We start from the raw sequence: 21,704 nt of genomic DNA, 5'->3' as shown, positions 1-21,704 counted from the left end.
GTCCTGTCGTCGCGTCGTAGGGACTGCCGGGCTCGGTGAGGAGTCCGGACACGGAGCCCAACGACGGGCGGGCGCGGGAGGTTACGCGACGAAGGGCCCGGTCCGCAATGACCTGGGTCACCCCGCCGGTCGCCCCGCCGGTCACCTGCGTCAGGGCGCCCATCAGTCCCGGATCCCCTCGGGCATCAGCTTGGCGAGGTTGCGTACGCCGCGCAGCTGGAGCTGCTTGACCGCGCCCTCGCTGCGGTCGAGGACCGCGGCCGTCTCGGCGATGCTCATGCCCTGCAGGAAGCGCATGACCAGGCAGTCGCGCTGCTCCTCGGGCAGCTCGCGCAACGCCTCGAGGAGGATCTCGTTGGTGAGCCCGGCCAGCACGGCGTCCTCGGGGCCGTCGGTGGCGTCGTCGTGCGCGGCCATGTCCTCGGTGGTGAGCTCGAGGCGGGTGCGGCCGGCCTTGAAGTGGTCGGTGGCGAGGTTGCGGGCGATCGTCATCAGCCACGCGCCGAAGTCCTTGCCCTGCCACCGGAAGCTCGTCATGCTGCGCAGCGCCCGGAAGAACGTCTCCGAGGTGAGGTCCTCGGCCAGCGGGGTCGACCGGGTGCGATAGAAGAGGAAGCGGTAGACCGACGGCTGGTAGTGGTCGTAGAGCTGCCCGAACGCCTCGGCGTCGCCGCCGCGGGCCAGCTCGACGAGCGCGATCAGCCGGGTGCGGTCGGCCGGGGACTCCTCCGAGGAGGCCGCGAGCTCCTGGTCGCCGTACCGGTCCGGTCCGTCGGTCCCCGAGGGGACCGGGTCGGCGCCGTCGGCGAGCGACCCTCCGGCCTCGCGGCCCCGGGCCTCCGACAGCAGCACCTGCACGTCGCCGGCGAGCGCGGGCGTGGTGCCGAGGAGGACGCGGGCGACGGCGTGGCGCAGGGCGTCCAGCCCGTACGCCGTGTCCTGCCCGTGCCAAGCCATCTGAAGAGACCCTCCCGGTCGGCTTCCCCCGAAGCCTCGGTCATGGTAGGTCTCGGGCCGGTCGCCTGGGAACCGTCGCGCGCCAAAAGGTGTGCCACGACACGTCCGGCCCGAGGGGCAGCCGGCGGCCGCCGGCTCAGTGCCGGCGCCCGCGCAACGCGACGCCGGCGGCGACCGCGCCGGTGACCGCGCCGGTCGCCGCCCCGGCGAGCAGGCCGGCGCGGGCCGCCTTGCGTCCGGTGCGGTAGTCGCGGACCCGCCACCCCTGGGCGCGGGCGTGGGCGCGGAGCCGGGGGTCGGGGTTGATGGCGCAGGGGTCCCCGACCATGCTGAGCATCGGGAGGTCGTTGAAGGAGTCGGAGTACGCCGAGCAGGCGGCGAGGTCCAGCCCCTCCCGCGCGGCGAGCGCCTTGACCGCCTCGGCCTTGGCGGGGCCGTGCAGCAGCTCGCCGACGAGCTGGCCGGTGTAGACGCCGTCGATGTGCTCGGCGACCGTGCCGAGGGCGCCGGTGAGCCCGAGCCGGCGGGCGATGATCGACGCGATCTCGATCGGGGCCGCGGTCACCAGCCACACCCGCTGGCCCTCGTCGAGGTGCAGCTGCGCCAGCGCCCGGGTGCCGGGCCAGATCCGGTGCGCCATAGCCTCGTCGAAGATCTCCTCGCCCAGCTCCTCGAGCTCGGCGACGGTGTGGCCGGCGATGAAGCTGAGCGCGGAGTTGCGGGCGTCGGACACGTGCGTGGGGTCCTCGACGCCCACGACCCGGAAGTAGGTCTGCTTCCACGCCGCGGCCAGGAGCTCGCGGGTGGTGAAGAACTTGCGCCGGTGCAGCCCGCGCGCGAGGTGGAAGATGCTCGCGCCCTGCATGACCGTGTTGTCCACGTCGAAGAACGCCGCCGAGGTCGGGTCGGCCGGCGTCAGCAGCGCGGACTCCACCTCGGCCGAGGCGGCGGCGGCCTCGCCGGCCAGCGTCGAGCGCAGCTGGAGGTTCAGCGGGCGTCGGCTCCGGTCCGCAGGGGTCACCCGGGAAGCCTAGTCCGGTTCCGCCGGTCCGGCCCCGACCGGCGCTGCGCGCCGGGCGGCTGTGGAAGGATCGCTCCATGGCAGATCCCGCCGCGCCGTACGACCTCGCCGAGCTGGTCGCGGTGGCCGCCGGCGCGGCCCCGCAGCGACCGGCGCTCGTCGAGGTCGCCGGCCGGCGGCTGAGCTGGGCCGAGCTGGACGGCGAGGTCGCCCGGGTCGCCAGCGGCCTGGGCCGGCTCGGGGTCGTGGCCGGTCACCGGGTGCTGTTCGCGCTGGGCAACCGGGCCGAGTTCGTCACGGTCCACCTCGGGGTGCTGCGGGCCCAGGCGGTCGCGGTCCCGGTGAACCCGCGCTCGACGCCGGGCGAGCTGGCCCGGATGGTCGCCGACTCCGGCGCCCGCGTGGTGGTCGTGGACGCCTCGTCGGCCGGGGCCGCGCGCGAGGCGGTGGCGACGCTCGCCGCCGGGCTGGCCGGGCGGACCACCGACCTCGACGCCGGCCTGCTCGCCCGCGCGGTGGTGCCGCGGGTCGTGGTGGTGGGCGACCCGGCCGGGCCGGAGGAGACGTCGTACGCCGAGGTCGCGGCGACCGAGCCGCGGCCGGTGCCGCCGCTGCCGGACCCCGAGAAGCTCGCCGCCCTGCTCTACACGAGCGGGACGTCCGGCCTCCCGCGTGCCGCGATGCTCACCCACCGGGCGATGCTGGCGAACATCGCCCAGGTGGCCGAGGTCCACCCGCCGATGGTGCGCGAGGACGACGTGGTCCTCGGCGTGCTGCCGCTCTTCCACGTCTACGGCCTCAACGCGGTCCTCGGGGCGGTGCTGGGCCAGCGGGCCACGCTGGTGCTGGCCGAGCACGTCGACGCGGGCACCACCCTCGACCTGGTCGCGGCCCACGGCTGCACCGTGGTGCCGGTGGCCCCGCCGGTGCTCAACCGCTGGGCGTCGGTGCCCGACCTCGCCGAGCGGCTGGCCGGCGTGCGGCTGGTGGTCTCCGGCTCGGCGCCGCTGGCGGCCGAGGTCGTCGAGGAGGTCACCGCCCGCAGCGGGGTGCCCGTGCACCAGGGCTACGGCCTCACCGAGGCCGCCCCCGTGGTCACCAGCACCCTGTGCAGCCGGCACCCGGTCCGCGGCTCGGTGGGGGCGCCGCTGCCCGGGGTCTCGCTGCGGCTGCGCGCGGACGTCGAGGACCCGGGCGAGATCGAGATCTCGGGCCCGAACCTGTTCAGCGGCTACTGGCCCGACGGCGCCGGCGGCCCGGGGGACGGAGGCTGGTGGGCGACCGGCGACGTCGGCGTCCTCGACCCGGGTGGCGACCTGACGCTGGTCGACCGGGTCAAGGAGCTGGTCATCGTCTCCGGCTTCAACGTCTACCCCGTGGAGGTCGAGGAGGTCATCCGCGAGGTGCCCGGAGTGGCCGAGGTCGCCGTGATCGGCGTCGAGGACGAGCACACCGGCGAGGCGGTGGTCGCCTGGGTCCGCGCGCCGGGCCAGGACCCGGCCGCGGTCGCGGACGCCGTACGCGCCCACTGCGCCGGCCGCCTGGCTCGCTTCAAGCAGCCGACCCGGGTCGAGGTGGTCGAGCAGCTGCCGGTGACCGGCACCGGCAAGGTCCAGAAGGGCCGGCTCCGGGGCATGGAGCGCCGGCGCCGGCACGGACTCCTGGACTGACCGGGGAGTGAGGTGGGGTGATGGGGAGTGAGGAGGAGTGACGGCATGGCAGCACGGGTGACGCTCTACTCCCGCCGCGGCTGCCACCTGTGCGAGGCCGCCCGCGAGGTGGTCGAGCGGGTGTGCGCGGACCTCGGCGAGCAGTTCAGCGAGGTCTTCATCGACGCCGACGCCGAGCTGGTCGACCGGTTCAGCGACGAGGTGCCGGTGACCTTCGTCGACGGGCGCCAGCACGACTTCTGGCGGGTCGACGAGACCCGCCTGCGCGCCGCGCTCGCCGCCCCGCCGCAGTGAGCGGACCGCGCTCGCGCGACCCCGGCGGGCGTGGCCCTTCTCACATGTGCTAGCCGGGGATCCGACGGGGTGGCCGAGCCGCCCGCCGCTCGGTTTGTTCTCCCGTTCACAAACTCCTACAGTGATCGAGCCGCCGGTCGAGCAGCACCCCCGGGCCTCTCCCGGGTGGACCGACCCGCCCGGCCCGATCCAGGCCATGGAGACGAGAGCAGTGACTGCACGGACTTCCCCCGAGAGTGCCCGGGACATCCCCGAGGCCACCGTCGCTCGACTGCCCGTCTACCTCCGGGCCCTCACGACGCTGTCGGAGCAGGGCACCGCCACCTGCTCCAGCGAGGACCTGGCCGCCGCCGCCGGGGTCAACAGCGCCAAGCTCCGCAAGGACCTCAGCTATCTCGGCAGCTACGGCACCCGCGGGGTCGGGTACGACGTGGACTACCTGCGCTACCAGATCGCCCGCGAGATCGGCGTGACCCAGGACTGGCCGGTGGTGATCGTGGGCATCGGAAACCTCGGGCACGCGCTCGCCAACTACTCCGGCTTCCGCAGCCGCGGCTTCCGGGTCGTCGCGCTGCTCGACGCCGACCCCCGTCGTCACGAGGAGGTCGTGGCCGGCGTGGCGGTCCGGGCCTTCGACGACCTCGAGCAGATCGTCCGCGACCACGCGGTGGCGATCGGCGTCATCGCGACGCCCGCCCTCGCCGCGCAGGACGTCGCGGACCGGATGGTGGCCTGCGGGATCACCAGCATCCTCAACTTCGCCCCCGCCGTGCTCGCGGTGCCCGACGGGGTCGACGTCCGCAAGGTCGATCTCTCCATCGAGCTGCAGATCCTCGCCTACCACGAGCAGCGCAAGGCCCACGGCGAGCCGTTGGCGGGGGAGGCCGTGTCGTGAGCGTGCTGGTCGTGGGCATCTCCCACAACTCCGCCCCGGTCCACCTGCTGGAGACGGTCGCGCTCGACCGCGAGGGCGTGCAGAAGCTCGTCCAGGACGCGGCCGCGTGCGCGCACGTGACCGAGGCCACCGTGATCGCCACCTGCAACCGGCTGGAGGTCTACGCCGAGGTCGACCGGTTCCACGGCAGCGTCGAGGAGGTCTCGCGGCTGATCGTCGACCGGGCCGGGCAGTCCACCGAGGCGCTGCTCCCGCACCTCTACGTCCACTACGACGACGGCGCGGTCTCCCACCTCTTCCAGGTGGCCGCCGGGCTGGACTCGATGGCGGTCGGCGAGGGCCAGATCCTCGGCCAGACCCGCGAGGCGCTGCGCCTGGGCCAGGAGCTCGGCACCGTCGGCACGGGCCTGAACATGCTGTTCCAGCAGGCGCTGCGGGTCGGCAAGCGCTCGCGCGCCGAGACCGACATCGACCTGGCCGCCCCCACCCTGGTGACCGCGGCACTCGCCCGCGCCCACGGCAGCACCGGCGACCTCACCGGCCGCCGGGTCCTGGTGGTCGGCGCCGGCGCGATGGCCGGGCTGGCCACCGCGACGGTCTCCCGCGCCGGGGCGGCCGCGATCGTGGTCGCCAACCGCAGCCTGGAGCGCGCCGTCCGGCTGGCCGGCGAGTACGACGCCCGCCCGGCCCCGCTGGCCGACCTGCCCGTCGAGCTCGGCGAGGCCGACGTGGTGATCGCCTGCGCCGGCGCCGCCGGGCTGCTGGTCACCGCCGACATGGTGGCCGGCGCGCGCGCCGACGACCGCCCGATGGTGCTGATCGACCTCGCGCTGCCCCACGACATCGACCCCGCGGTCGCCGGCCAGCCCGGCGTCACGCTGGTGAACCTCGCCGAGCTCGCCGCCGAGCTGCACGAGTCCGACGCCGGCCGCGAGGTCCTCGAGGTCCGCCGGATCGTGACCCAGGAGGTCGCCGCGTTCCTCTCGGCCCGCCGGCAGGCCAGCGTCACGCCCACGGTGGTGGCGCTGCGCTCGATGGCCACCTCGGTCGTGGAGTCGGAGATGGAGCGCCTCGAACACCGGCTGCCCGGCCTCGACGAGGCGGCCCGCGCCGAGGTGCTGCACACCGTGCGCCGGGTCGCCGACAAGCTGCTGCACGAGCCGACCGTGCGGGTCAAGGAGCTGGCCAACGAGACCGGCGCGGTCTCCTACGCCGCCGCGCTCGCCGAGCTGTTCGCGCTCGACCCCGAGGCCGTCGACGCGGTCACCCGGCCCGAGGGGCTGGGCGAATGACGACCGACGCCGCGGGCCTGCCCACGCCCCGCCCGATCCGCGTCGGCACCCGCCGCTCGCTGCTGGCCACCACCCAGTCGGGCACCGTGGCCGAGCTGATCCGGACCCGGCTCGGCCGCGAGGCCGAGCTGGTCGAGGTGACCACCGAGGGCGACCGCAGCCAGGCCGACGGCACGCCGCTGGCGGCGGCCGGCGGCACCGGCGTCTTCGTGGGTGCCCTGCGCGACGCGCTGCTGCGCGGCGAGGTCGACCTCGCGGTGCACTCGCTCAAGGACCTCCCGACCTACCCGCAGGAGGGGATCGCGCTGGCCGCGATCCCCGGACGCGAGGACCCGCGCGACGTCGTCGTGGCCCGCGACGGGCTCACGCTGGGCGAGCTGCCCCCGGGCAGCAGGGTCGGCACCGGCTCCCCGCGGCGCGCCGCGCAATTGCTCGCGCTCGGCCTCGGTTTGGAGATCTCGCCGATCCGGGGCAACGTGGACACCCGGATCGGCAAGGTCCGCTCGGGTGAGTACGACGCGGTCGTGCTGGCCCGCGCGGGGCTGGCCCGCCTCGGTCGGCTCGACGAGGTCACCGAGGTGCTCGACCCGCTGCAGATGCTCCCGGCCCCCGGGCAGGGTGCGCTGGGGGTCGAGTGCCGGGCGGACGACGCCCAGCTGCTCGCCGAGCTGAGGGAGCTGGACGACGACCACGCCCGGGCGGCGGTCACCGCGGAGCGGGCCGTGCTGGCCACCTTGGAGGGCGGCTGCGCCGCCCCGATCGGAGCGCTGGCGGACGTGGTCGAAGGAGAGGACGGGAACGAGATCTGGGTCAGGGCCGTGGCCCTGTCCCTCGACGGGAGCCTGAGCGTGCGGATGTCCGCGACCGGGGCTCCCGCCGACGCCGAGGGTGTCGGCAGCCGGCTGGCGAGCGAGATGCTCGCCGACGGTGCAGGACGGTTGGCAGAACCAGCAGACAAGAGGCAGGACGCATGACGCGAGGCAAGTCCACCCCGACGACCGGCGCGGCCGAGAGTCAGTCGCCGACACGCGGCTGGGTGTCGTTCGTCGGCAGCGGCCCCGGCGACCCCGACCTGCTCACGGTCCGGGCGGTCGACCTGCTGCGCCAGGCCGACGTCGTCGTCACCGAGGTGCCCGAGCACGCCGGCCTGGTCCGCAGCCTGCTGGGCCTGCCGGAGCCGGTCGAGGGCGAGCCCGAGGCCGGGCCGGAGATCATCGACGGCGGGTTCGGCGAGGACGGGCAGCCGCTGACCCACGCCGCCCGCGGCAAGGTGGTCGTGCGGCCGGCCAAGAAGGGCGCCCGCGTCGTGCGGCTGCTCACCGGTGACCCCTTCCTCTACGCCTCCGGGCCCGAGGAGGCCCAGGCCTGCGTGAAGGCCGGGCTCGGCTTCGAGATCGTCCCGGGCGTGTCCTCGGTCGCCGCGGTCCCGGCGTACGCCGGCGTGCCGCTGACCACCAAGGACCACCGCGAGGTCGCCGTGGTGACCTGCGGGGAGAAGGTCGACTGGTCCCACTACGCCGACAACCGCACGCTGGTGCTGCTCTCGGCGGTCGGGATGATCGGCGACATCAGCAGGGCGCTGGTCGAGGCCGGCCGCTCGCCGCGGACGCCGGTGGCGATGACCCGGGTCGGCACCACCACCGAGCAGGCCACCGTCACCTCGACGCTCGAGCACATCGCGGCCGACGCCCGCGCGGCTCGGATGGCGCCGCCGGCGGTCACCGTGGTCGGCGACGTGGTCAACCTGCGCGAGACGCTGTCGTGGTTCGAGACCAAGCCGCTGTTCGGCTGGCGGGTGCTGGTGCCCCGCACCAAGGAGCAGGCCGGCTCGCTGTCCGCGCGGCTGCGCGGCTACGGCGCGGTGCCCGAGGAGGTCCCGACCATCTCGGTGGAGCCGCCCCGCAACCCCCAGCAGATGGACAAGGCGATCCGCGGCCTGGTCGAGGGCCGCTACGAGTGGATCGCGTTCACCTCGGTCAACGCGGTGAAGGCCGTCCGGGAGAAGTTCGAGGAGTACGGCCTCGACGCCCGGGCCTTCTCCGGGCTGAAGATCGCCGCGGTCGGCGACAAGACCGCCCAGGCCATCGCCGCCTGGGGGCTGCGCGCCGACCTGGTGCCGTCCGGCGAGCAGTCCGCGGCCGGGCTGCTGGCCGACTGGCCGGAGTACGACGAGGTCCTCGACCCGATCAACCGGGTGTTCCTGCCGCGCGCCGACATCGCCACCGAGAACCTCGTGGCCGGCCTGGTCGACCTCGGCTGGGAGTGCGACGACGTCACGGCGTACCGCACCGTCCGGGCCGCGCCGCCGCCGGCCCCGACCCGCGACGCGATCAAGACCGGCAAGTTCGACGCGGTGGTGTTCACCTCGTCCTCGACCGTGCGCAACCTGGTCGGCATCGCCGGCAAGCCGCACCCCTCGACGGTGATCGCGGTGATCGGCCCGGCCACGGCCAAGACCGCCGAGGAGCACGGCCTGCGGGTCGACGTCCTCTCGCCCAAGCCGGACGTCGAGGTGCTGGTCGACGCGCTCGCCGACTTCGGCGCCGCGCGCCGCGCCGCGATGGTCGAGGCCGGCGAGCCGGTCACCCGGCCCTCGGAGCGCAAGCCGTCGGCGCGCCGCAAGGCCCGGACCCAGTGAGCCGGCCGTGAGCGACGAGGTCCCCACCCCCGAGATCACCGGTCCGTCCGTGCGGCCCCGGCGGCTGCGCACCACCCCGGCGCTGCGCCGGATGGTCGCGGAGACGTCCCTGGAGCCGCGGCAGCTGGTGCTGCCGGTCTTCGTGCGCGAGGGCCTCGCCGAGCCGCAGCCGATCTCCTCGATGCCGGGCGTGGTCCAGCACACCCGCTCCTCGCTGCTCGCCGCGGTCAACGAGGCCGCCGAGCTCGGGCTCGGGGGCGTGATGCTCTTCGGGATCCCCGAGCACAAGGACGCCACCGGTACCGGCGGCATCGACCCCGCCGGGATCCTCAACCTTGCCATCACCGACGTGGTGGCCGAGGTGGGGGACGCCCTGACGGTGATGAGCGACCTGTGCCTCGACGAGTTCACCGACCACGGGCACTGCGGGGTGCTCACACCGGACGGCCGGGTCGACAACGACCGCACGCTCGGGCTGTACGCCGAGATGGCGCTGGCCCAGGCCGCCGCCGGCGTCGACATGGTCGGCCCCAGCGGCATGATGGACGGCCAGGTCGCGGTGATCCGCGCGGCGCTGGACGTCGCCGAGCACACCGACGTGTCGATCCTCGCCTACTCCGCGAAGTACGCCTCGGCGTTCTACGGCCCCTTCCGCGAGGCGGTGGACTCCTCGTTGCAGGGCGACCGGCGGACCTACCAGCAGGACTCCCCGAACGCCCGCGAGGGTGTCCGTGAGGCCCTCCTCGACATCGAGGAGGGGGCCGACATCGTCATGGTGAAGCCGGCGCTGGCCTACCTCGACGTCGTCCGCCGGGTCCGGGACGCGGTCGACGTCCCGGTCGCGGCGTACAACATCTCCGGGGAGTACGCCATGCTCGAGGCCGCGGCCGCCCAGGGCTGGATCGACCGGGAGCCGGCGATCCTCGAGACGCTCACCTCGATCCGGCGTGCCGGCGCCGACATCGTGCTGACCTACTGGGCCAGCGAGGTCGCCCGGCTGCTGCGCTGAGCGTCGGGTCCCACCTGTCCCACCCGTCTCAGGAATCCCCGGCTGACCGGTGATTCCCTCGCTTGATGGGCGTTGCAACGGCCCTCAAGCGAGAGTTTCCCCGGCTGGCCGGGGACTCCTGCAGCCCCGCGGCCCGCCCGCGGCCGGGATCAGTGCGTGTAGTCGTAGACGCACTTGTCGAAGGCGTCGTCGTTGCTCAGCGGGTTGTCGACGTAACCCTCGGTGGTGCACTGCACCACCGCCTCGGCCTCGGTGAGCAGGTCGTCGACGGGCGACCCGGTGGGCGAGGGCAGCGACGGCAGCGGGTTCTTCGGCAGGTGGACACCGCCGCCGCCGCCGTCACCGCCGCCACCGGTGCCGCCGCCGCCGGCGGGCGTGGCCGGCGCGGTGGTCGGCGGCGCGCTGGTGGGGGCGGGGGCGACGTTCTGCTGGTCGCCGCCGGTGCCGGACGGCGCGCTGTGGTGGACCTGCACGTGCGGGTGGTGGTGCGCCTTGGGCGGGGCCGCGGGGGTGCTGGTGTCCGGCGTGAAGTAGCCGCCGGAGGTGGTGCTGCTCGGCACCGAGGTGAAGTCGCCGGCGAGGTAGGCCTTCATGATCGCCAGCACCAGGTCGACGTAGGACCTGCTGTGGTTGTAGCGGTAGACCGCGGACCGCTGGCCCTGCGGGGTGGAGAGGTCGTCGTTGCCCGAGCAGAGGTAGACCGCGGTGGCCAGCGCGGCGTCGTTGATGTCCTGCGGGTTGCGCTGCGCGTCGCCGTCGGCGTCCACGCCCACCACCGACCAGGTCGACGGGATGAACTGCATCGGCCCCACGGCGCGGTCCCACTTGGCGTCGGCGTCGTACTGCCCGGCGTCGGTGTCGCGCACCCGCTGGGTGTGGTGGGTGCCGTCCAGCGCGATGCCGAAGATGCCCGGCTCCGCGATGCCGTCGGCGTCGAGGTGGTTGCCGTTGACGCGGCCGTGGTCGGACTCGACCCGGCCGATCGCGGCGACCAGCTGCCAGGGCAGGTGACAGCCCTTGTCGGCGGCGTTGATGACGGTCTCGGCGCGCTGGTAGGCCGACAGGGCGGCCGAGGGGATCCCCGAGGTCGCGGCCGAGGAGACGGCGTGGTGCTTGGTGCCGGCGATGCCGGGCGCCACGCGGCCGGGCTCGGAGACGCTGGCCGGCGCCCTGATCGCCTCGGTGGGCACCGTGGTGCCGTCGGGGAGCGGGGTCGTGGTGGTGCTGTCGGCCGCGGCCACGGTGGGGCCGCCGACACCGGCCACGCTCGCGGTCCAGGCCGCGGAGAGCAGCGCCAGGGGGACCAGCGCCATCGTCCGCTGGATCCGGCCGAACCTCGGTGTCGACATCGAGCTCTCCCCTTGTGTCCCCTGCGCCTGCTGGCTCTCGCGCCCTCCAGCGCGGTGAAGGTCCAACGAGCCGTCCACCCGACCGTTATGGGCACGGCACCGGTGCGACGTACTTCACATGGTGGGCTTCGGCGACGATCCTCCCCCGGGGGCGCGGGGTCGAAACCGATCCTGCCCGTCCATTCCCGCCCAATGGTCCAGCCAGATGGTCCAGTGCAGTGGTCCAGCGCACCCCGGTATACCCCGAACCGGGCCTGCCCGTCACCCGTTTTCCCACCTCGGGGACAATTGGCACGTGACTCCAGCCGACGCCCCGTCCGCAGCCGCCGCCGCCCGCCCGGGCACGGCGGGGTCGGCCGCACTGTTCGAGCGCGCGGTCGCGGTCACGCCCGGTGGCGTGAACTCCCCGGTGCGTGCGTTCAACGCGGTCGGCGGCACCCCGCGCTTCATCCGGTCCGCCCGCGGGGCCTGGCTCACCGACGTCGACGGCAACGAGTACGTCGACCTGATCTGCTCGTGGGGCCCGATGCTGCTCGGGCACGCCCACCCCGAGGTGCAGGCCGCCGTCGCCGACGCGGTCGCCCGCGGCACGTCGTACGGCACCCCCACGCCGCCCGAGGTCGAGCTCGCCGAGGAGATCGTGGCCCGCGCCCCGGTCGAGCGGGTCCGCTTCGTCTCCTCGGGCACCGAGGCCACGATGTCCGCGATCCGGCTCGCCCGCGGCTTCACCGGCCGCGACGTGGTGGTGAAGTTCGCCGGCTGCTACCACGGACACGTCGACTCGCTGCTGGCCGCGGCCGGCTCCGGGCTGGCCACCTTCGCGGTGCCCGGCACGCCCGGGGTGCCGGAGTCCTCCACCGCGCTGACGCTGGTGCTGCCCTACAACGACCGCGCGGCGGTGGAGCAGGCCTTCGCCGAGCACGGCGACCGGATCGCCTGCCTGATCACCGAGGCGGCGCCCGGCAACATGGGCGTGGTGCCGCCCGAGCCCGGGTTCAACGCGTTCCTCGCGCAGACCTGCGCCCGGCACGGCGCGCTGTTCATCAGCGACGAGGTGATGACCGGCTTCCGGGCCAGCCGGCTCGGGCAGTGGGGCCTCGACGGGGCCCTGGAGGGCTGGCGTCCCGACCTGGTCACCTTCGGCAAGGTGATGGGGGGCGGGTTCCCGGCCGCGGCGTTCGGCGGCCGGGCCGACGTCATGCACCACCTGGCCCCCGAGGGGCCGGTCTACCAGGCCGGCACGCTGTCGGGGAACCCGGTGGCCACCACCGCCGGCCTCGCCACGCTGCGGCTGGCCACCGACGAGGTCTACGCCACCGTCGGCGCGGCGGCCACCACCATCCGTACGGCGGCCTCCGCGGCGCTCGCCGAGGCCGGGGTGCCGCACCTGGTGCAGTCGACCGGCACCATGTTCTCGGTGTTCCTCACCGACCCCGCCGACGGCCCGGTCCGGGACTTCGCCGACGCGTCGCGCACCGACACGATCGCCTACGCGGCGTTCTTCCACGCCATGCTGGACCGGGGCGTCTACCTGCCGCCCTCGGCGTACGAGGCCTGGTTCTTGTCCTCCGCCCACGACGACCGGGCGGTGGAGACGGTGCTCGACGCGCTGCCCGCGGCCGCGCTCGCCGCCGCCCGTGCCCGCGACGAGGCCGGCAGCGGGGCCGGCAGCGATCCCCGAGGAGACGCATGAGCAGCCCCCACGACACGATCGTCCACCTGCTGCGGCACGGCGAGGTGCACAACCCCGACGGCGTGCTCTACGGCCGGATGGACGGCTTCCACCTCTCCGACCTCGGCCGTGCGATGGCCGAGAAGGTGGCCGGCGCGATCGGCGACCGCGACATCACCCATCTGCGGGTCTCGCCGCTGCTGCGGGCCCAGGAGACCGCGCAGCCGCTGGCCGCCGCGCGCGGGCTGGACATGGTGTCCGACCCCCGGGTGATCGAGTCCACCAACGTCTTCGAGGGCAAGCGGTTCGGCCCCGGGGACGGTGCCTTCCGCCGTCCGAGCACCTGGGTGCACCTGTGGAACCCGTTGCGGCCGTCCTGGGGCGAGCCCTACAAGGAGGTGGTCGCCCGGATGATGGCGGCCGTCGAGGACGCCCGGGACGCCGCCCGCGGCCACGAGGCGGTCATCGTCTCCCACCAGCTGCCGATCTGGATCACCCGGCTGGCGGTCGAGAAGCGGTCGTTCCTGCACGACCCGCGCAAGCGTCAGTGCACGCTTTGTTCGCTGACCTCGCTGCACTACGCCGGCGACCGGATCACCCAGATCTCCTACTCCGAGCCGGCCGGCGACCTGATCCCCACCCGCGACAAGCGGGCCCCGTTCTCGGCGGGCGGCGCGGCGGAGGAGCACAGGCCCTGAGCATGTCCCGTCCCTCGCGCCTCCTCACCGGCCTGGCCGGCCCCGTCCTGGCCTGCCTGCTCGCGCTCACCGGCTGCTCCTCCCTGCAGGGCACCGGTGACAAGGGCTACGTCTCCGGCGACGGCTCGGTCCGGGTCGTCGCGGCCGCCGACCGGGGCCAGCCGGTGCAGCTGACCGGCGAGGACCTCGACGGCAAGCCGCTGGACCTGACCGACCTGCGCGGCAAGCCGACCGTCGTCGTGGTCTGGGGCGCCTGGTGCGTGGACTGTCGGGCCGAGGCACCCCAGCTGGTGGCCGCGGCCAAGCGGCTCGGGGACCGGGCCGGCTTCGTCGGCATCGACGTGCGCGACGGCTCGCCGGAGCAGGCGCAGAGCTTCGTACGGCACTTCGGCGTGCCGTACCGCTCGTTCTACTCGCCCGACGGCCGGGCGCTGCTGCAGTTCCAGGGCACCCTGTCGCCGCGCACCATCCCCTCGACCGTCGTGCTCGACGGCGACGGCCGGATCGCGGCCAGCATCATCGGGCAGATCCCCTCCACGACCACCCTGGTCGACGTGGTCGAGGACGTGGCCGCCGGGAGGACCGTCCGTGGGTGAGTGGTTCCACCAGACGGCGGCGTCCGGCTCCCTGGTGCTGGCGATCCCGGTGGCGCTGGTCGCCGGGCTGGTGTCGTTCTTCTCCCCGTGCGTCATCCCGCTGCTGCCGGGCTACCTGTCCTACGCCACCGGCCTGTCCGGCGCCGACCTCGCGAGCGGGGCCGCTGACGCCCGCCGCGGCCGGATGCTGCTCGGCTCGGTGCTCTTCGTGCTCGGGTTCGCGGTCGTCTTCGTCGCGCTCGGCGCCCTGTCCGGCGCGGTGGGCAACTGGCTGAGCGCCTGGCAGCACACGCTGACCCGGGTCCTCGGCGTGCTCACCATCCTGCTCGGGCTGGTCTTCGCCGGCGCGGTGCCGCTGCTCCAGCGCGACTGGCGGGTGCACAAGGTGCCGGCGGTCGGGCTCGCCGCCGCCCCGCTGCTCGGGTTCCTCTTCGGCCTGGGCTGGACGCCCTGCCTGGGCCCCACCCTGGGGGCGATCTTCTCCCTGTCGCTCAACGAGGCGACCGCCGGCCGCGGCGCGCTGCTGGCCGCGGTCTACGCGATCGGGCTCGGCGTCCCCTTCATCGTCGCCGGCGTCGCCTACCGCTGGGCGCTCGGGGCGATCGGCACGGTCCGGCGCCACCAGGCCTGGGTCAGCCGCGCCGGCGGCGTGATGCTGGTCGTCGTGGGCGTGCTGCTGGTCAGCGGGCTGTGGGACCAGGCCGTCAGCTGGCTGCAGGTGCACCTGGTGGACTACTCGAAGGTGACAGTGTGAGCACATCCGACCAGGACCTCGCCCAGCGTCGGCCGGAGGGCCACTTCACGAACGCCCCCGAGCCGGGGGACCGACGCCGGCCCGGTGAGCTGACGCTGCGGGAGCTGCTGCGCTGGACCTGGCGCCAGCTCACCTCCATGCGCACCGCGCTGGCGCTGCTCCTGCTGCTGGCCCTCGCCGCGATCCCCGGGTCCCTGATCCCGCAGACCGGCGTGGACTCGCTGAAGACGTCGCAGTGGCAGGACGCCCACCCCCAGCTCACGCCGATCTACCAGAAGCTCTCGCTCTTCTCGGTCTACAACTCCCCGTGGTTCTCGGCGATCTACCTGCTGCTGATGGTCTCGCTGGTGGGCTGCATCGTGCCGCGCACGCTCGTCTACTGGCGGGGTCTGCGTGCCCAGCCGCCCGCGGCCCCCCGCAACCTGACCCGGATGCCCGACCACGCGACGTACGAGACCGACCTGGCGCCCGAGGACGTGCTCGCCGGTGCTCGGACGCTGCTGCGCAAGCGCCGCTACCGGATGCGCGAGTCCGGCGACGCGGTCTCCTTCGAGCGGGGCTACCTGCGCGAGGCCGGCAACCTGCTCTTCCACGTGTCGGTGCTGGTCGTGCTGGTCGGCTTCGCGATGGGCAGCATGTTCGGCTACAAGGGCGGCGTCATCCTCGTCGTCGGCAACGGCTTCTCCAACAACCTCACGCAGTACGACGACTTCGACCCCGGCAGCCTGTTCAAGGCCTCGGAGATGGAGCCGTTCTCCTTCGACGTCAAGCACTTCTCGGTGGACTGGCTGACCTCGGGTCCGCGCGCCGGCATGGCGCGGGCCTTCGACGCGACGCTGGACTACAAGTCCTCGCCGTCCGCGCCGTCCAAGGAGTACGACCTGAAGGTCAACCACCCGCTGACCATCGGCAACACCGAGGTGTTCCTCATCGGCCACGGCTACGCGCCGGTGATCACGGTGCGTGACGGCAAGGGGCACGAGGTCTACAGCGGGCCCACGATCTTCCTGCCGACCGACCAGAGCTTCCGGTCCTTCGGCGTGGTCAAGGCCCCGGACGCCGAGCCGACCCAGATCGGGCTCGAGGGCGAGTTCTACCCGACCGTGGCGTTCTCGAAGCAGACCGGCAGCTACTTCTCGGCCTTCGGCAACACGCTCTCGCCGCTGGTGTCGATGCTCGTCTACACCGGGGACCTGAACATGGACGAGGGCGCCTCGCAGTCGGTCTACGCGCTGGACAAGTCCAACACCACGATGCTGACGAAGAAGGACGGTGCGCCGTTCCGCGTCGACATGCGGCCCGGCCAGACCGTGAAGCTGCCGAACGGCCTCGGCACGGTCTCCTTCGACGGCATCAAGCGCTGGACCAAGATCCAGATCAGCCAGACGCCTGGCAAGTACCTCACCCTGGCCGGGGTGCTCCTCGCGCTGCTCGGCCTGCTCGGCTCGCTGTTCATCCGGCCCCGGCGGGTGTGGGTTCGTGCCCGGCGAGAGGGTGGGTCCACACTGGTCGAGGTGGCCGCGCTCGACCGCTCGGGTGGCGGGGACGTGGCCGGTGTGCTCGCCGGCGTCGTGGCGGCGCTCCCCGGGGCGCCCCGCAAGCCCGCCGAGGCCGCCAAGGCCGCCAAGCCTGACAACGACGCTGCAGGAGAGGACAAGTCGTGACCGACGCCGCATGGGAGACCCTCAGCAACCAGGCCGTGGCCGCCGCCGGAGTGGTGTACTTCCTGGCGCTGCTGGCCCACCTGGTCGAGTGGAGCGCGCTCCGGCACGTCCCGGTCGCCGGCGCGGCCACCGTGTCGGCCAGCACGTCGGTCAGCACGTCGGCCGGCACGGTCGCCGGGCGGGAGGGCGGCGGCGTCGCGGTCGCGACCGGACCGGAGTCTTCGGAGGCCGTCGTACCCCCGAAGGTGGACGAGAAGGCCGCCTACCGCTCGGAGCTGTTCGGCCGGCTCGGCCTGCTGCTGACCGGCATCGCGGCCGCGGCGCACTTCGTGGCGCTGGTCGGGCGGGGGATGGCCGCGGACCCGAACCGGGTGCCGTGGGGCAACATGTACGAGTTCACGCTGAGCGGCACCTTCGTGGTCGCCCTGCTCTACCTCGTCCTCAACCGCCGCTACGGGCTGGTCTGGATGGGCCCGATCGTCGTCGGCTTCGTGCTGGCGCTGCTGATGGTCGCGGTGCTCTGGCTCTACGACCCGGTCTCGCCGCTGACCGAGGCGCTGAACTCCTACTGGCTGGTCATCCACGTGGTCTCGGCGATCATCGCCACCGGCGCGTTCACGCTCGGAGGCATCTGCTCGGCGGTCTACCTGGTCAAGTCGCGCTGGCCCGGCCCGACCACCGGGCCGCTGGCGCGCGTCCCCGGCACCGACGCGCTGGACCGGATCTCCTACCGGATCCACTCCTTCGGCTTCCCCGTGTGGACCTTCGCGGTGCTCATCACCGGACCGATCTGGGCACACCAGGCCTGGTCGTCCTACTGGAACTGGGACCCCAAGGAGGTCTGGGCGTTCATCACCTGGGTCGTCTACGCCGCCTACCTGCACGCGCGGTCGACCGCCGGCTGGCGCGGGCGCAACGCCGCGATCCTGGCGCTGGTCGGCGTGGCCACGCTGTGGTTCAACTTCATCGGGATCAACTACTTCTCCTCGACCAGCCAGCACTCCTACGCCAACGGTGCCCCCGCGGTGGGTGTCGTGGTCGGCCCGGCGCAGCCGGGGCCGGTCGCCCGCGGTCTCTGACGCAGGGCGCTGCCGGGCGCTGCCTGGCGTGCCGGGCGCTCAGGCGTCGGAGTCGCCGGGGTGGCGCCGGCGCCGCTCCAGCTCGCGGAGGAACTCGTCGTCGTCGTCGGGGCCGAACGGACGCGGGGGCGTGTGGTCGCGGGGGCGGTCGGTGCCGATGAGGCCGCGGCGCTGGATCACCCGCACGAGGAGGTAGACCGCGATCGCGAGCAGGATCACGATCAGCAGGAACTTCAGCACACCTCCAATGTAGGCGGTTCCTGGTCACCGCCTACGCTGGAGGGGTGAAGGAGTTCGTCGTCTACACCCTGATGCGCATCGCGCTGTTCCTGGCCTCGCTGGTGGTGGTGTTCGCGGCCTGGTTCGCGATCGCCGGCAAGGCACCGGTCACGGGCGTGGTGATCGTCGGCTTCATCGTCAGCGGGATCGCGTCGTACTTCCTGCTCAACCGCCAGCGCGCGGCCTTCGCCGTGCGCGTGGAGGAGCGGGCGCACCGCGCGACCGCGCGCTTCGACGAGATGAAGGCGCGCGAGGACGCTGACGAGCAGCGCTGACCGGGCGCCGCACTGACGGGTCGCCGCACTTACCGGACGCCGGGGTGCGCGCACCTACCGCGCCCCTACGGAGGGGTTGCTGCGCGCGTCAGTGCTTGCGGCGGTTGAGCCGGCGCTCGATGCGGGACTCGGGCTGGCCGAGCACCTTCGCCAGGATCGGGACGCGGAACTTGTAGAGCACCACGGCCGCGATCACGACCAGCAGGATCCAGAGCATGGGTCGAGCCTACGTCGTGCCCGGGCGGAGCGGCCCGGCACGGCCCGGCGTGGCACGGGACCGGTCAGGCCACGACCGCCAACGGGACCGCGACCAGCACCGCCCAGAGCAGCTCGGCCATGCCGGTCTGCTGCAGGACCGGGATGAGGCCCGGTCCGGAGGCCCCGGCCAGCACGGTGCGGGTGGCGCGCCCGGCCACGACCAGGAAGCCCAGGCCGAGCAGCGCCCACCACGTGGTGGCCACGGCCACGGCGACGACCGAGGCCGCGGCGGCCAGGACCAGCAGCAGGTAGAACGAGCGGGTCCGGGCATCGCCCAGCCGCACCGCGAGCGTCCGCTTGCCGGCCACGGTGTCCGACGGCACGTCGCGCAGGTTGTTCGCGACCAGGATCGCGCACGCGAGCGAGCCGATGCCGACGGCGGCGTACAGCGCCGCCCACTCCCAGGTCTCGGTCTGGACGTACGTCGTGCCGACGACCGCGACCAGCCCGAAGAACACGAAGACCATCACCTCGCCGAGCCCGAGGTAGCCGTACGGGGTCGACCCGCCGGTGTAGAACCAGGCGGCGACGATGCAGACCACGCCGACCGCCACCAGCCACCAGGCGGTGGTCGCCGCGAGCACCAGCCCGGCAAGCCCGGCGACCCCGAAGGCGAGGAACGCCGCCCGCTTGACCGCCGCGGGCGTCGCCGCGCCCGAGCCCACCAGGCGCATCGGGCCCACCCGGGCGTCGTCGGTGCCGCGGATGCCGTCGGAGTAGTCGTTGGCGTAGTTGACCGCGACCTGCAGCGCCAGGCTGACGACGAGCGCGAGCGCCGCCTTCCACCACACGCCCTGCCAGTCCTCCCAGGCGCCGGCGTAGACCGCGACCCCGGTGCCGGCGAGGACGGGGGAGACAGCTGCGGGGAGCGTGCGCGGGCGGGCGCCGGCGAGCCATTCGGTGGGTGTGGCCACCGGAGGATTCAAGCAGGCGCCCCCGCCGGGTTCGCGGTGTGGTCGGCTCGCAGGAACCGCTCGGCCGCTCGGGTGGCGGGGTGGATCCCGATGGTCGCGAGCACCACGACCGCGCCGATCAGCAGCCAGCCGGCCGTGCCCCAGGTCATCGCGAGGAACGTGTACGCCGCCGGCGCCCACACCGAGCCGACGGTCCCGCCGAGCCGGGCCGCCCCCTGGTACTCCCCCCGCCGCTCGGGGTCGGACAGCTCCGCGACCAGCCCCCAGTGCGCGGCGGACTGGTAGAGCTCGGCGCCGGTCACCGTCACGTGGCCGACCCAGACCAGCGCGATCGTCACCCAGCCCAAGGTGCTGTGGGTGACCATGACGATGAGGCAGGAGAGCACGAAGAAGGCCGCGCTGCGCCGGGCCGCCCGCAGCGCACCCGGCACGGTCTCGGCGCCGCGGGAGGCCGCGACCTGCAGCAGCACCGCCATCACCGTGTTGGTGCCGACCAGCCAGGCCAGCAGCACCCGCGGCGCGTCGGTCTCCTGGACCAGCCACAGCGGGATCACCACGCTGAGCAGCACCTGGTTGGTCGACAGCACCCCGTCGCACACGTTGAGGGCGAGGAAGCCTTTGTTGCGCAGCGCGCCGGGGTTGATCAGCTGCTTCGGCGGCGTGGTCGCCCCCGGCGCCTGCGCGTGGCCGGCGTGGGGGAGCCGGCTGATCAGCAGCGCGTTCGCGGCCAGGATCGCGCCGGCGGCCAGCGGCACCATCCGGATCAGCGACAGGCTGTTCGCGGCCAGCGCCAGGCCGGCGAGCAGCGCGCCGAGGCTGAACCCGATGTTGAGCGCGGCCCGCATGAACGCCAGCGACCGGACCCGCTCCTCGCGGGAGAACAGGTCGAGGGTGTAGGCGCCCCGCCCGGCGCCGCCGGCGCCGCTGACGAGCTCGAGCACGACCATCATCGCGGCGTACGCCCAGAACCCCGAGATCAGCGGCCAGGCCAGGTAGAGCAGTGCCTCGGCGAGCGCGCCCAGCGCCCACATCCGCTTCGGGCCGACCCGGTCGGCGAGCCGGCCGAGCGGGACCGCGAAGAAGAACGTCACGACGCCCGCGATGGTCAGGCCGAGCCCGACCTGGGCCGAGGAGAGCCCCACCACCTGGGTGAAGAACACCGCGCTGCCGGTGAAGAAGACACCCTCGCCGACCGCGAACAGCACCGACTGGCCGCACAGCCGCCGGGCCAGCGGGTTCGGCGGCAGGACGCGGTCGAGGAGGCGGCCGACGGCGCGCTCGGAGAGGGGAGCCACGGGCGGGCATTCAACCACCCGGTGCGAGGATGCGCCCATGGATTACCTGCGTCCGGTCGCCGGCCCGACCGCGGACGTCGTGGCGGCGCTCGGCGACTGGCTGGCGGCTCCGCAGGAGCCCCGGCCGCTGGTCGTGGAGACCTCGGGCTCGACCGGCCGGCCCAAGCGGGTGGTGCTCCCGCGTCGCGCGGTGCTGGCCTCGGTCCGCGCCACCGAGCGCCGGCTCGGAGCCGGCGGGCGCTGGTTGCTGACGCTGCCGGTCGCGTACGTCGCCGGGCTGCAGGTCGCGTGCCGGTCGCTGGCCGCCGGCCACGCGCCCGCCCTCGCCGAGGAGCACCCCTCCTTCGTCGCGGCGACCGCGGCGCTGGTCTCCTCGACCCCGGAGGGCGTCGGCCTGTTCGTCTCGCTGGTGCCGACCCAGCTGCACCGGATGCTCGAGGACCCCGCGCAGGTGGTCGCGCTGCGCAGCTTCCACACCGTGCTGCTCGGCGGCGGACCGGCCGACCCCGCGCTGCGGGCCCGGGCGGCGGAGGAGGGCGTCCGGGTGGTGGCGACCTACGGCTCCTCGGAGACCGCCGGCGGCTGCGTGTACGACGGCTACCCGCTCGACGGGGTGGCGCTCGCGATCGGCCGCGACGGCCGGATCCGGATCGGCGGCCCCACACTGTTCGCCGGCTACGAGGACGATCCGGAGCAGACCGCCGCGGTGCTCGAGGACGGCTGGTTCCTCACCTCCGACGCGGGCCGGCTCGACGAGGACGGCCGGCTGCACGTGCTGGGGCGGGTCGACGACGTGGTGGTCAGTGGCGGCGTGAACGTGCCGACACCGGCGGTCGCCGTACGCCTGCGCGAGCACCCGGGGGTGGTGGCCGCCGAGGTGCTCGGGGTGCCGGACGAGGAGTGGGGGCACCGGGTGGTGGCCTACGTCGTGCCCGGGCCCGGCGCCGCGCCCACGCTGGAGGAGCTGCGCTCCTGGGTCGGCGGGGCGCACCCCCGCTCGTGGGCGCCGCGCTCGCTGGTGGTGCTGGAGGAGATCCCGCTGCTGGAGAACGGCAAGCCGGACCGGCTGCGGCTGCGGGCGCTCGCATGAGCTCG

Annotated in this window: 22 protein-coding genes; 15 read left to right on the top strand and 7 right to left on the bottom strand. The window is 74.0% G+C overall.

Annotated features, from left to right (window positions below; all coding sequences use genetic code 11):
- Positions 1-162: 162 nt before the first annotated feature.
- Together BJZ21_RS18000 and BJZ21_RS17995 are read right to left on the bottom strand one after the other, a co-directional pair.
- Positions 163-957 (bottom strand): sigma-70 family RNA polymerase sigma factor, encoded by a 795-nt coding sequence (locus BJZ21_RS18000; protein WP_179665025.1) that lies wholly within the window; start codon positions 955-957, stop codon positions 163-165.
- 136 nt (positions 958-1,093) lie between these two features.
- On the bottom strand, positions 1,094-1,978 hold the full coding sequence (locus BJZ21_RS17995) for an HAD-IB family hydrolase (RefSeq protein ID WP_179665024.1): 885 nt from the start codon (positions 1,976-1,978) through the stop codon (positions 1,094-1,096).
- Between the two features lie 77 nt (positions 1,979-2,055).
- Here BJZ21_RS17995 and BJZ21_RS17990 point away from each other — a divergent pair, with 77 nt between their 5' ends.
- From BJZ21_RS17990 to hemB, 7 genes are all read left to right on the top strand, one after another.
- Positions 2,056-3,648, top strand: a complete 1,593-nt coding sequence (locus tag BJZ21_RS17990) for a class I adenylate-forming enzyme family protein (RefSeq protein ID WP_179665023.1) — start codon at positions 2,056-2,058, stop codon at positions 3,646-3,648.
- A 45-nt stretch (positions 3,649-3,693) separates the two neighbouring features.
- The gene (locus BJZ21_RS17985; protein WP_179665022.1) at positions 3,694-3,942 is read left to right on the top strand and encodes a glutaredoxin family protein; all 249 of its coding nucleotides are present in this window, start codon (positions 3,694-3,696) and stop codon (positions 3,940-3,942) included.
- Between the two features lie 196 nt (positions 3,943-4,138).
- On the top strand, positions 4,139-4,837 hold the full coding sequence (locus BJZ21_RS17980) for a redox-sensing transcriptional repressor Rex (protein WP_179665789.1): 699 nt from the start codon (positions 4,139-4,141) through the stop codon (positions 4,835-4,837).
- Positions 4,834-6,129: a glutamyl-tRNA reductase gene (locus tag BJZ21_RS17975; protein ID WP_179665021.1), complete on the top strand. Its 1,296-nt coding sequence runs from the start codon at positions 4,834-4,836 to the stop codon at positions 6,127-6,129. Before BJZ21_RS17980 ends, BJZ21_RS17975 begins: the two co-directional genes overlap by 4 nt.
- Positions 6,126-7,103 (top strand): hydroxymethylbilane synthase, encoded by a 978-nt coding sequence (hemC, locus tag BJZ21_RS17970; RefSeq protein WP_179665020.1) that lies wholly within the window; start codon positions 6,126-6,128, stop codon positions 7,101-7,103. The genes BJZ21_RS17975 and hemC overlap by 4 nt, the downstream gene beginning before the upstream one ends.
- Positions 7,100-8,767: a bifunctional uroporphyrinogen-III C-methyltransferase/uroporphyrinogen-III synthase gene (locus BJZ21_RS17965; RefSeq protein WP_179665019.1), complete on the top strand. Its 1,668-nt coding sequence runs from the start codon at positions 7,100-7,102 to the stop codon at positions 8,765-8,767. The genes hemC and BJZ21_RS17965 overlap by 4 nt, the downstream gene beginning before the upstream one ends.
- Before the next feature lie 7 nt (positions 8,768-8,774).
- The gene (gene hemB / locus BJZ21_RS17960; protein ID WP_343052208.1) at positions 8,775-9,776 is read left to right on the top strand and encodes a porphobilinogen synthase; all 1,002 of its coding nucleotides are present in this window, start codon (positions 8,775-8,777) and stop codon (positions 9,774-9,776) included.
- A gap of 149 nt (positions 9,777-9,925) precedes the next feature.
- Here hemB and BJZ21_RS17955 read toward each other — a convergent pair whose 3' ends face one another.
- Positions 9,926-11,125: a lytic transglycosylase domain-containing protein gene (locus tag BJZ21_RS17955; protein ID WP_179665018.1), complete on the bottom strand. Its 1,200-nt coding sequence runs from the start codon at positions 11,123-11,125 to the stop codon at positions 9,926-9,928.
- 295 nt (positions 11,126-11,420) lie between these two features.
- Between BJZ21_RS17955 and hemL the strand changes: the two genes are divergently transcribed.
- The 6 genes from hemL to ccsB are packed head-to-tail and all read left to right on the top strand — an operon-like array spanning position 11,421 to position 17,588.
- Complete coding sequence (hemL, locus tag BJZ21_RS17950; protein WP_343052207.1) at positions 11,421-12,818, top strand: glutamate-1-semialdehyde 2,1-aminomutase; 1,398 nt, start codon at positions 11,421-11,423, stop codon at positions 12,816-12,818.
- The gene (locus BJZ21_RS17945; protein WP_179665017.1) at positions 12,815-13,495 is read left to right on the top strand and encodes a histidine phosphatase family protein; all 681 of its coding nucleotides are present in this window, start codon (positions 12,815-12,817) and stop codon (positions 13,493-13,495) included. The genes hemL and BJZ21_RS17945 overlap by 4 nt, the downstream gene beginning before the upstream one ends.
- A gap of 2 nt (positions 13,496-13,497) precedes the next feature.
- A complete protein-coding gene (locus tag BJZ21_RS17940; RefSeq protein ID WP_179665016.1) occupies positions 13,498-14,091 on the top strand; it encodes a TlpA family protein disulfide reductase in 594 nt (197 codons plus the stop codon).
- Positions 14,084-14,845, top strand: coding sequence for a cytochrome c biogenesis protein CcdA (locus BJZ21_RS17935; RefSeq protein ID WP_179665015.1), 762 nt, complete (start codon positions 14,084-14,086; stop codon positions 14,843-14,845). The genes BJZ21_RS17940 and BJZ21_RS17935 overlap by 8 nt, the downstream gene beginning before the upstream one ends.
- Positions 14,842-16,509, top strand: a complete 1,668-nt coding sequence (gene resB, locus BJZ21_RS17930) for a cytochrome c biogenesis protein ResB (RefSeq protein WP_343052206.1) — start codon at positions 14,842-14,844, stop codon at positions 16,507-16,509. The genes BJZ21_RS17935 and resB overlap by 4 nt, the downstream gene beginning before the upstream one ends.
- Positions 16,506-17,588 carry a c-type cytochrome biogenesis protein CcsB gene (gene ccsB, locus BJZ21_RS17925; protein ID WP_179665014.1) on the top strand — a complete coding sequence of 361 codons (1,083 nt, stop codon included), beginning with the start codon at positions 16,506-16,508 and terminating at the stop codon, positions 17,586-17,588. Before resB ends, ccsB begins: the two co-directional genes overlap by 4 nt.
- Before the next feature lie 39 nt (positions 17,589-17,627).
- On the opposite strand, the gene BJZ21_RS17920 is transcribed toward ccsB, so the two are convergent.
- Entirely contained in the window at positions 17,628-17,828 is a 201-nt protein-coding gene (locus BJZ21_RS17920; RefSeq protein WP_218851546.1) for a hypothetical protein, read from the bottom strand.
- A gap of 44 nt (positions 17,829-17,872) precedes the next feature.
- On the opposite strand from BJZ21_RS17920, the gene BJZ21_RS17915 reads away from it, so the two are divergent.
- Positions 17,873-18,142, top strand: a complete 270-nt coding sequence (locus tag BJZ21_RS17915; protein ID WP_179665013.1) for a DUF4229 domain-containing protein — start codon at positions 17,873-17,875, stop codon at positions 18,140-18,142.
- 88 nt (positions 18,143-18,230) lie between these two features.
- Here the strand turns inward: BJZ21_RS17915 and BJZ21_RS21545 are convergent, their stop codons facing one another.
- The 3 genes from BJZ21_RS21545 to BJZ21_RS17905 form a co-directional block, all read right to left on the bottom strand.
- Positions 18,231-18,359, bottom strand: a complete 129-nt coding sequence (locus tag BJZ21_RS21545) for a hypothetical protein (protein ID WP_281380847.1) — start codon at positions 18,357-18,359, stop codon at positions 18,231-18,233.
- Between the two features lie 64 nt (positions 18,360-18,423).
- Positions 18,424-19,314 carry a 1,4-dihydroxy-2-naphthoate polyprenyltransferase gene (locus BJZ21_RS17910; RefSeq protein ID WP_179665012.1) on the bottom strand — a complete coding sequence of 297 codons (891 nt, stop codon included), beginning with the start codon at positions 19,312-19,314 and terminating at the stop codon, positions 18,424-18,426.
- An 8-nt stretch (positions 19,315-19,322) separates the two neighbouring features.
- A complete protein-coding gene (locus BJZ21_RS17905) occupies positions 19,323-20,609 on the bottom strand; it encodes an MFS transporter (protein ID WP_343052205.1) in 1,287 nt (428 codons plus the stop codon).
- Between the two features lie 37 nt (positions 20,610-20,646).
- Between BJZ21_RS17905 and BJZ21_RS17900 the strand changes: the two genes are divergently transcribed.
- Complete coding sequence (locus BJZ21_RS17900; protein ID WP_179665010.1) at positions 20,647-21,699, top strand: AMP-binding protein; 1,053 nt, start codon at positions 20,647-20,649, stop codon at positions 21,697-21,699.
- Positions 21,700-21,704: the final 5 nt, after the last annotated feature.

The organism is Nocardioides panaciterrulae, from assembly GCF_013409645.1.
Lineage (GTDB): Bacteria > Actinomycetota > Actinomycetes > Propionibacteriales > Nocardioidaceae > Nocardioides > Nocardioides panaciterrulae.
Note: the sequence above shows the minus strand (reverse complement) of the source record. Positions and strands in the feature narration are given on the sequence as shown.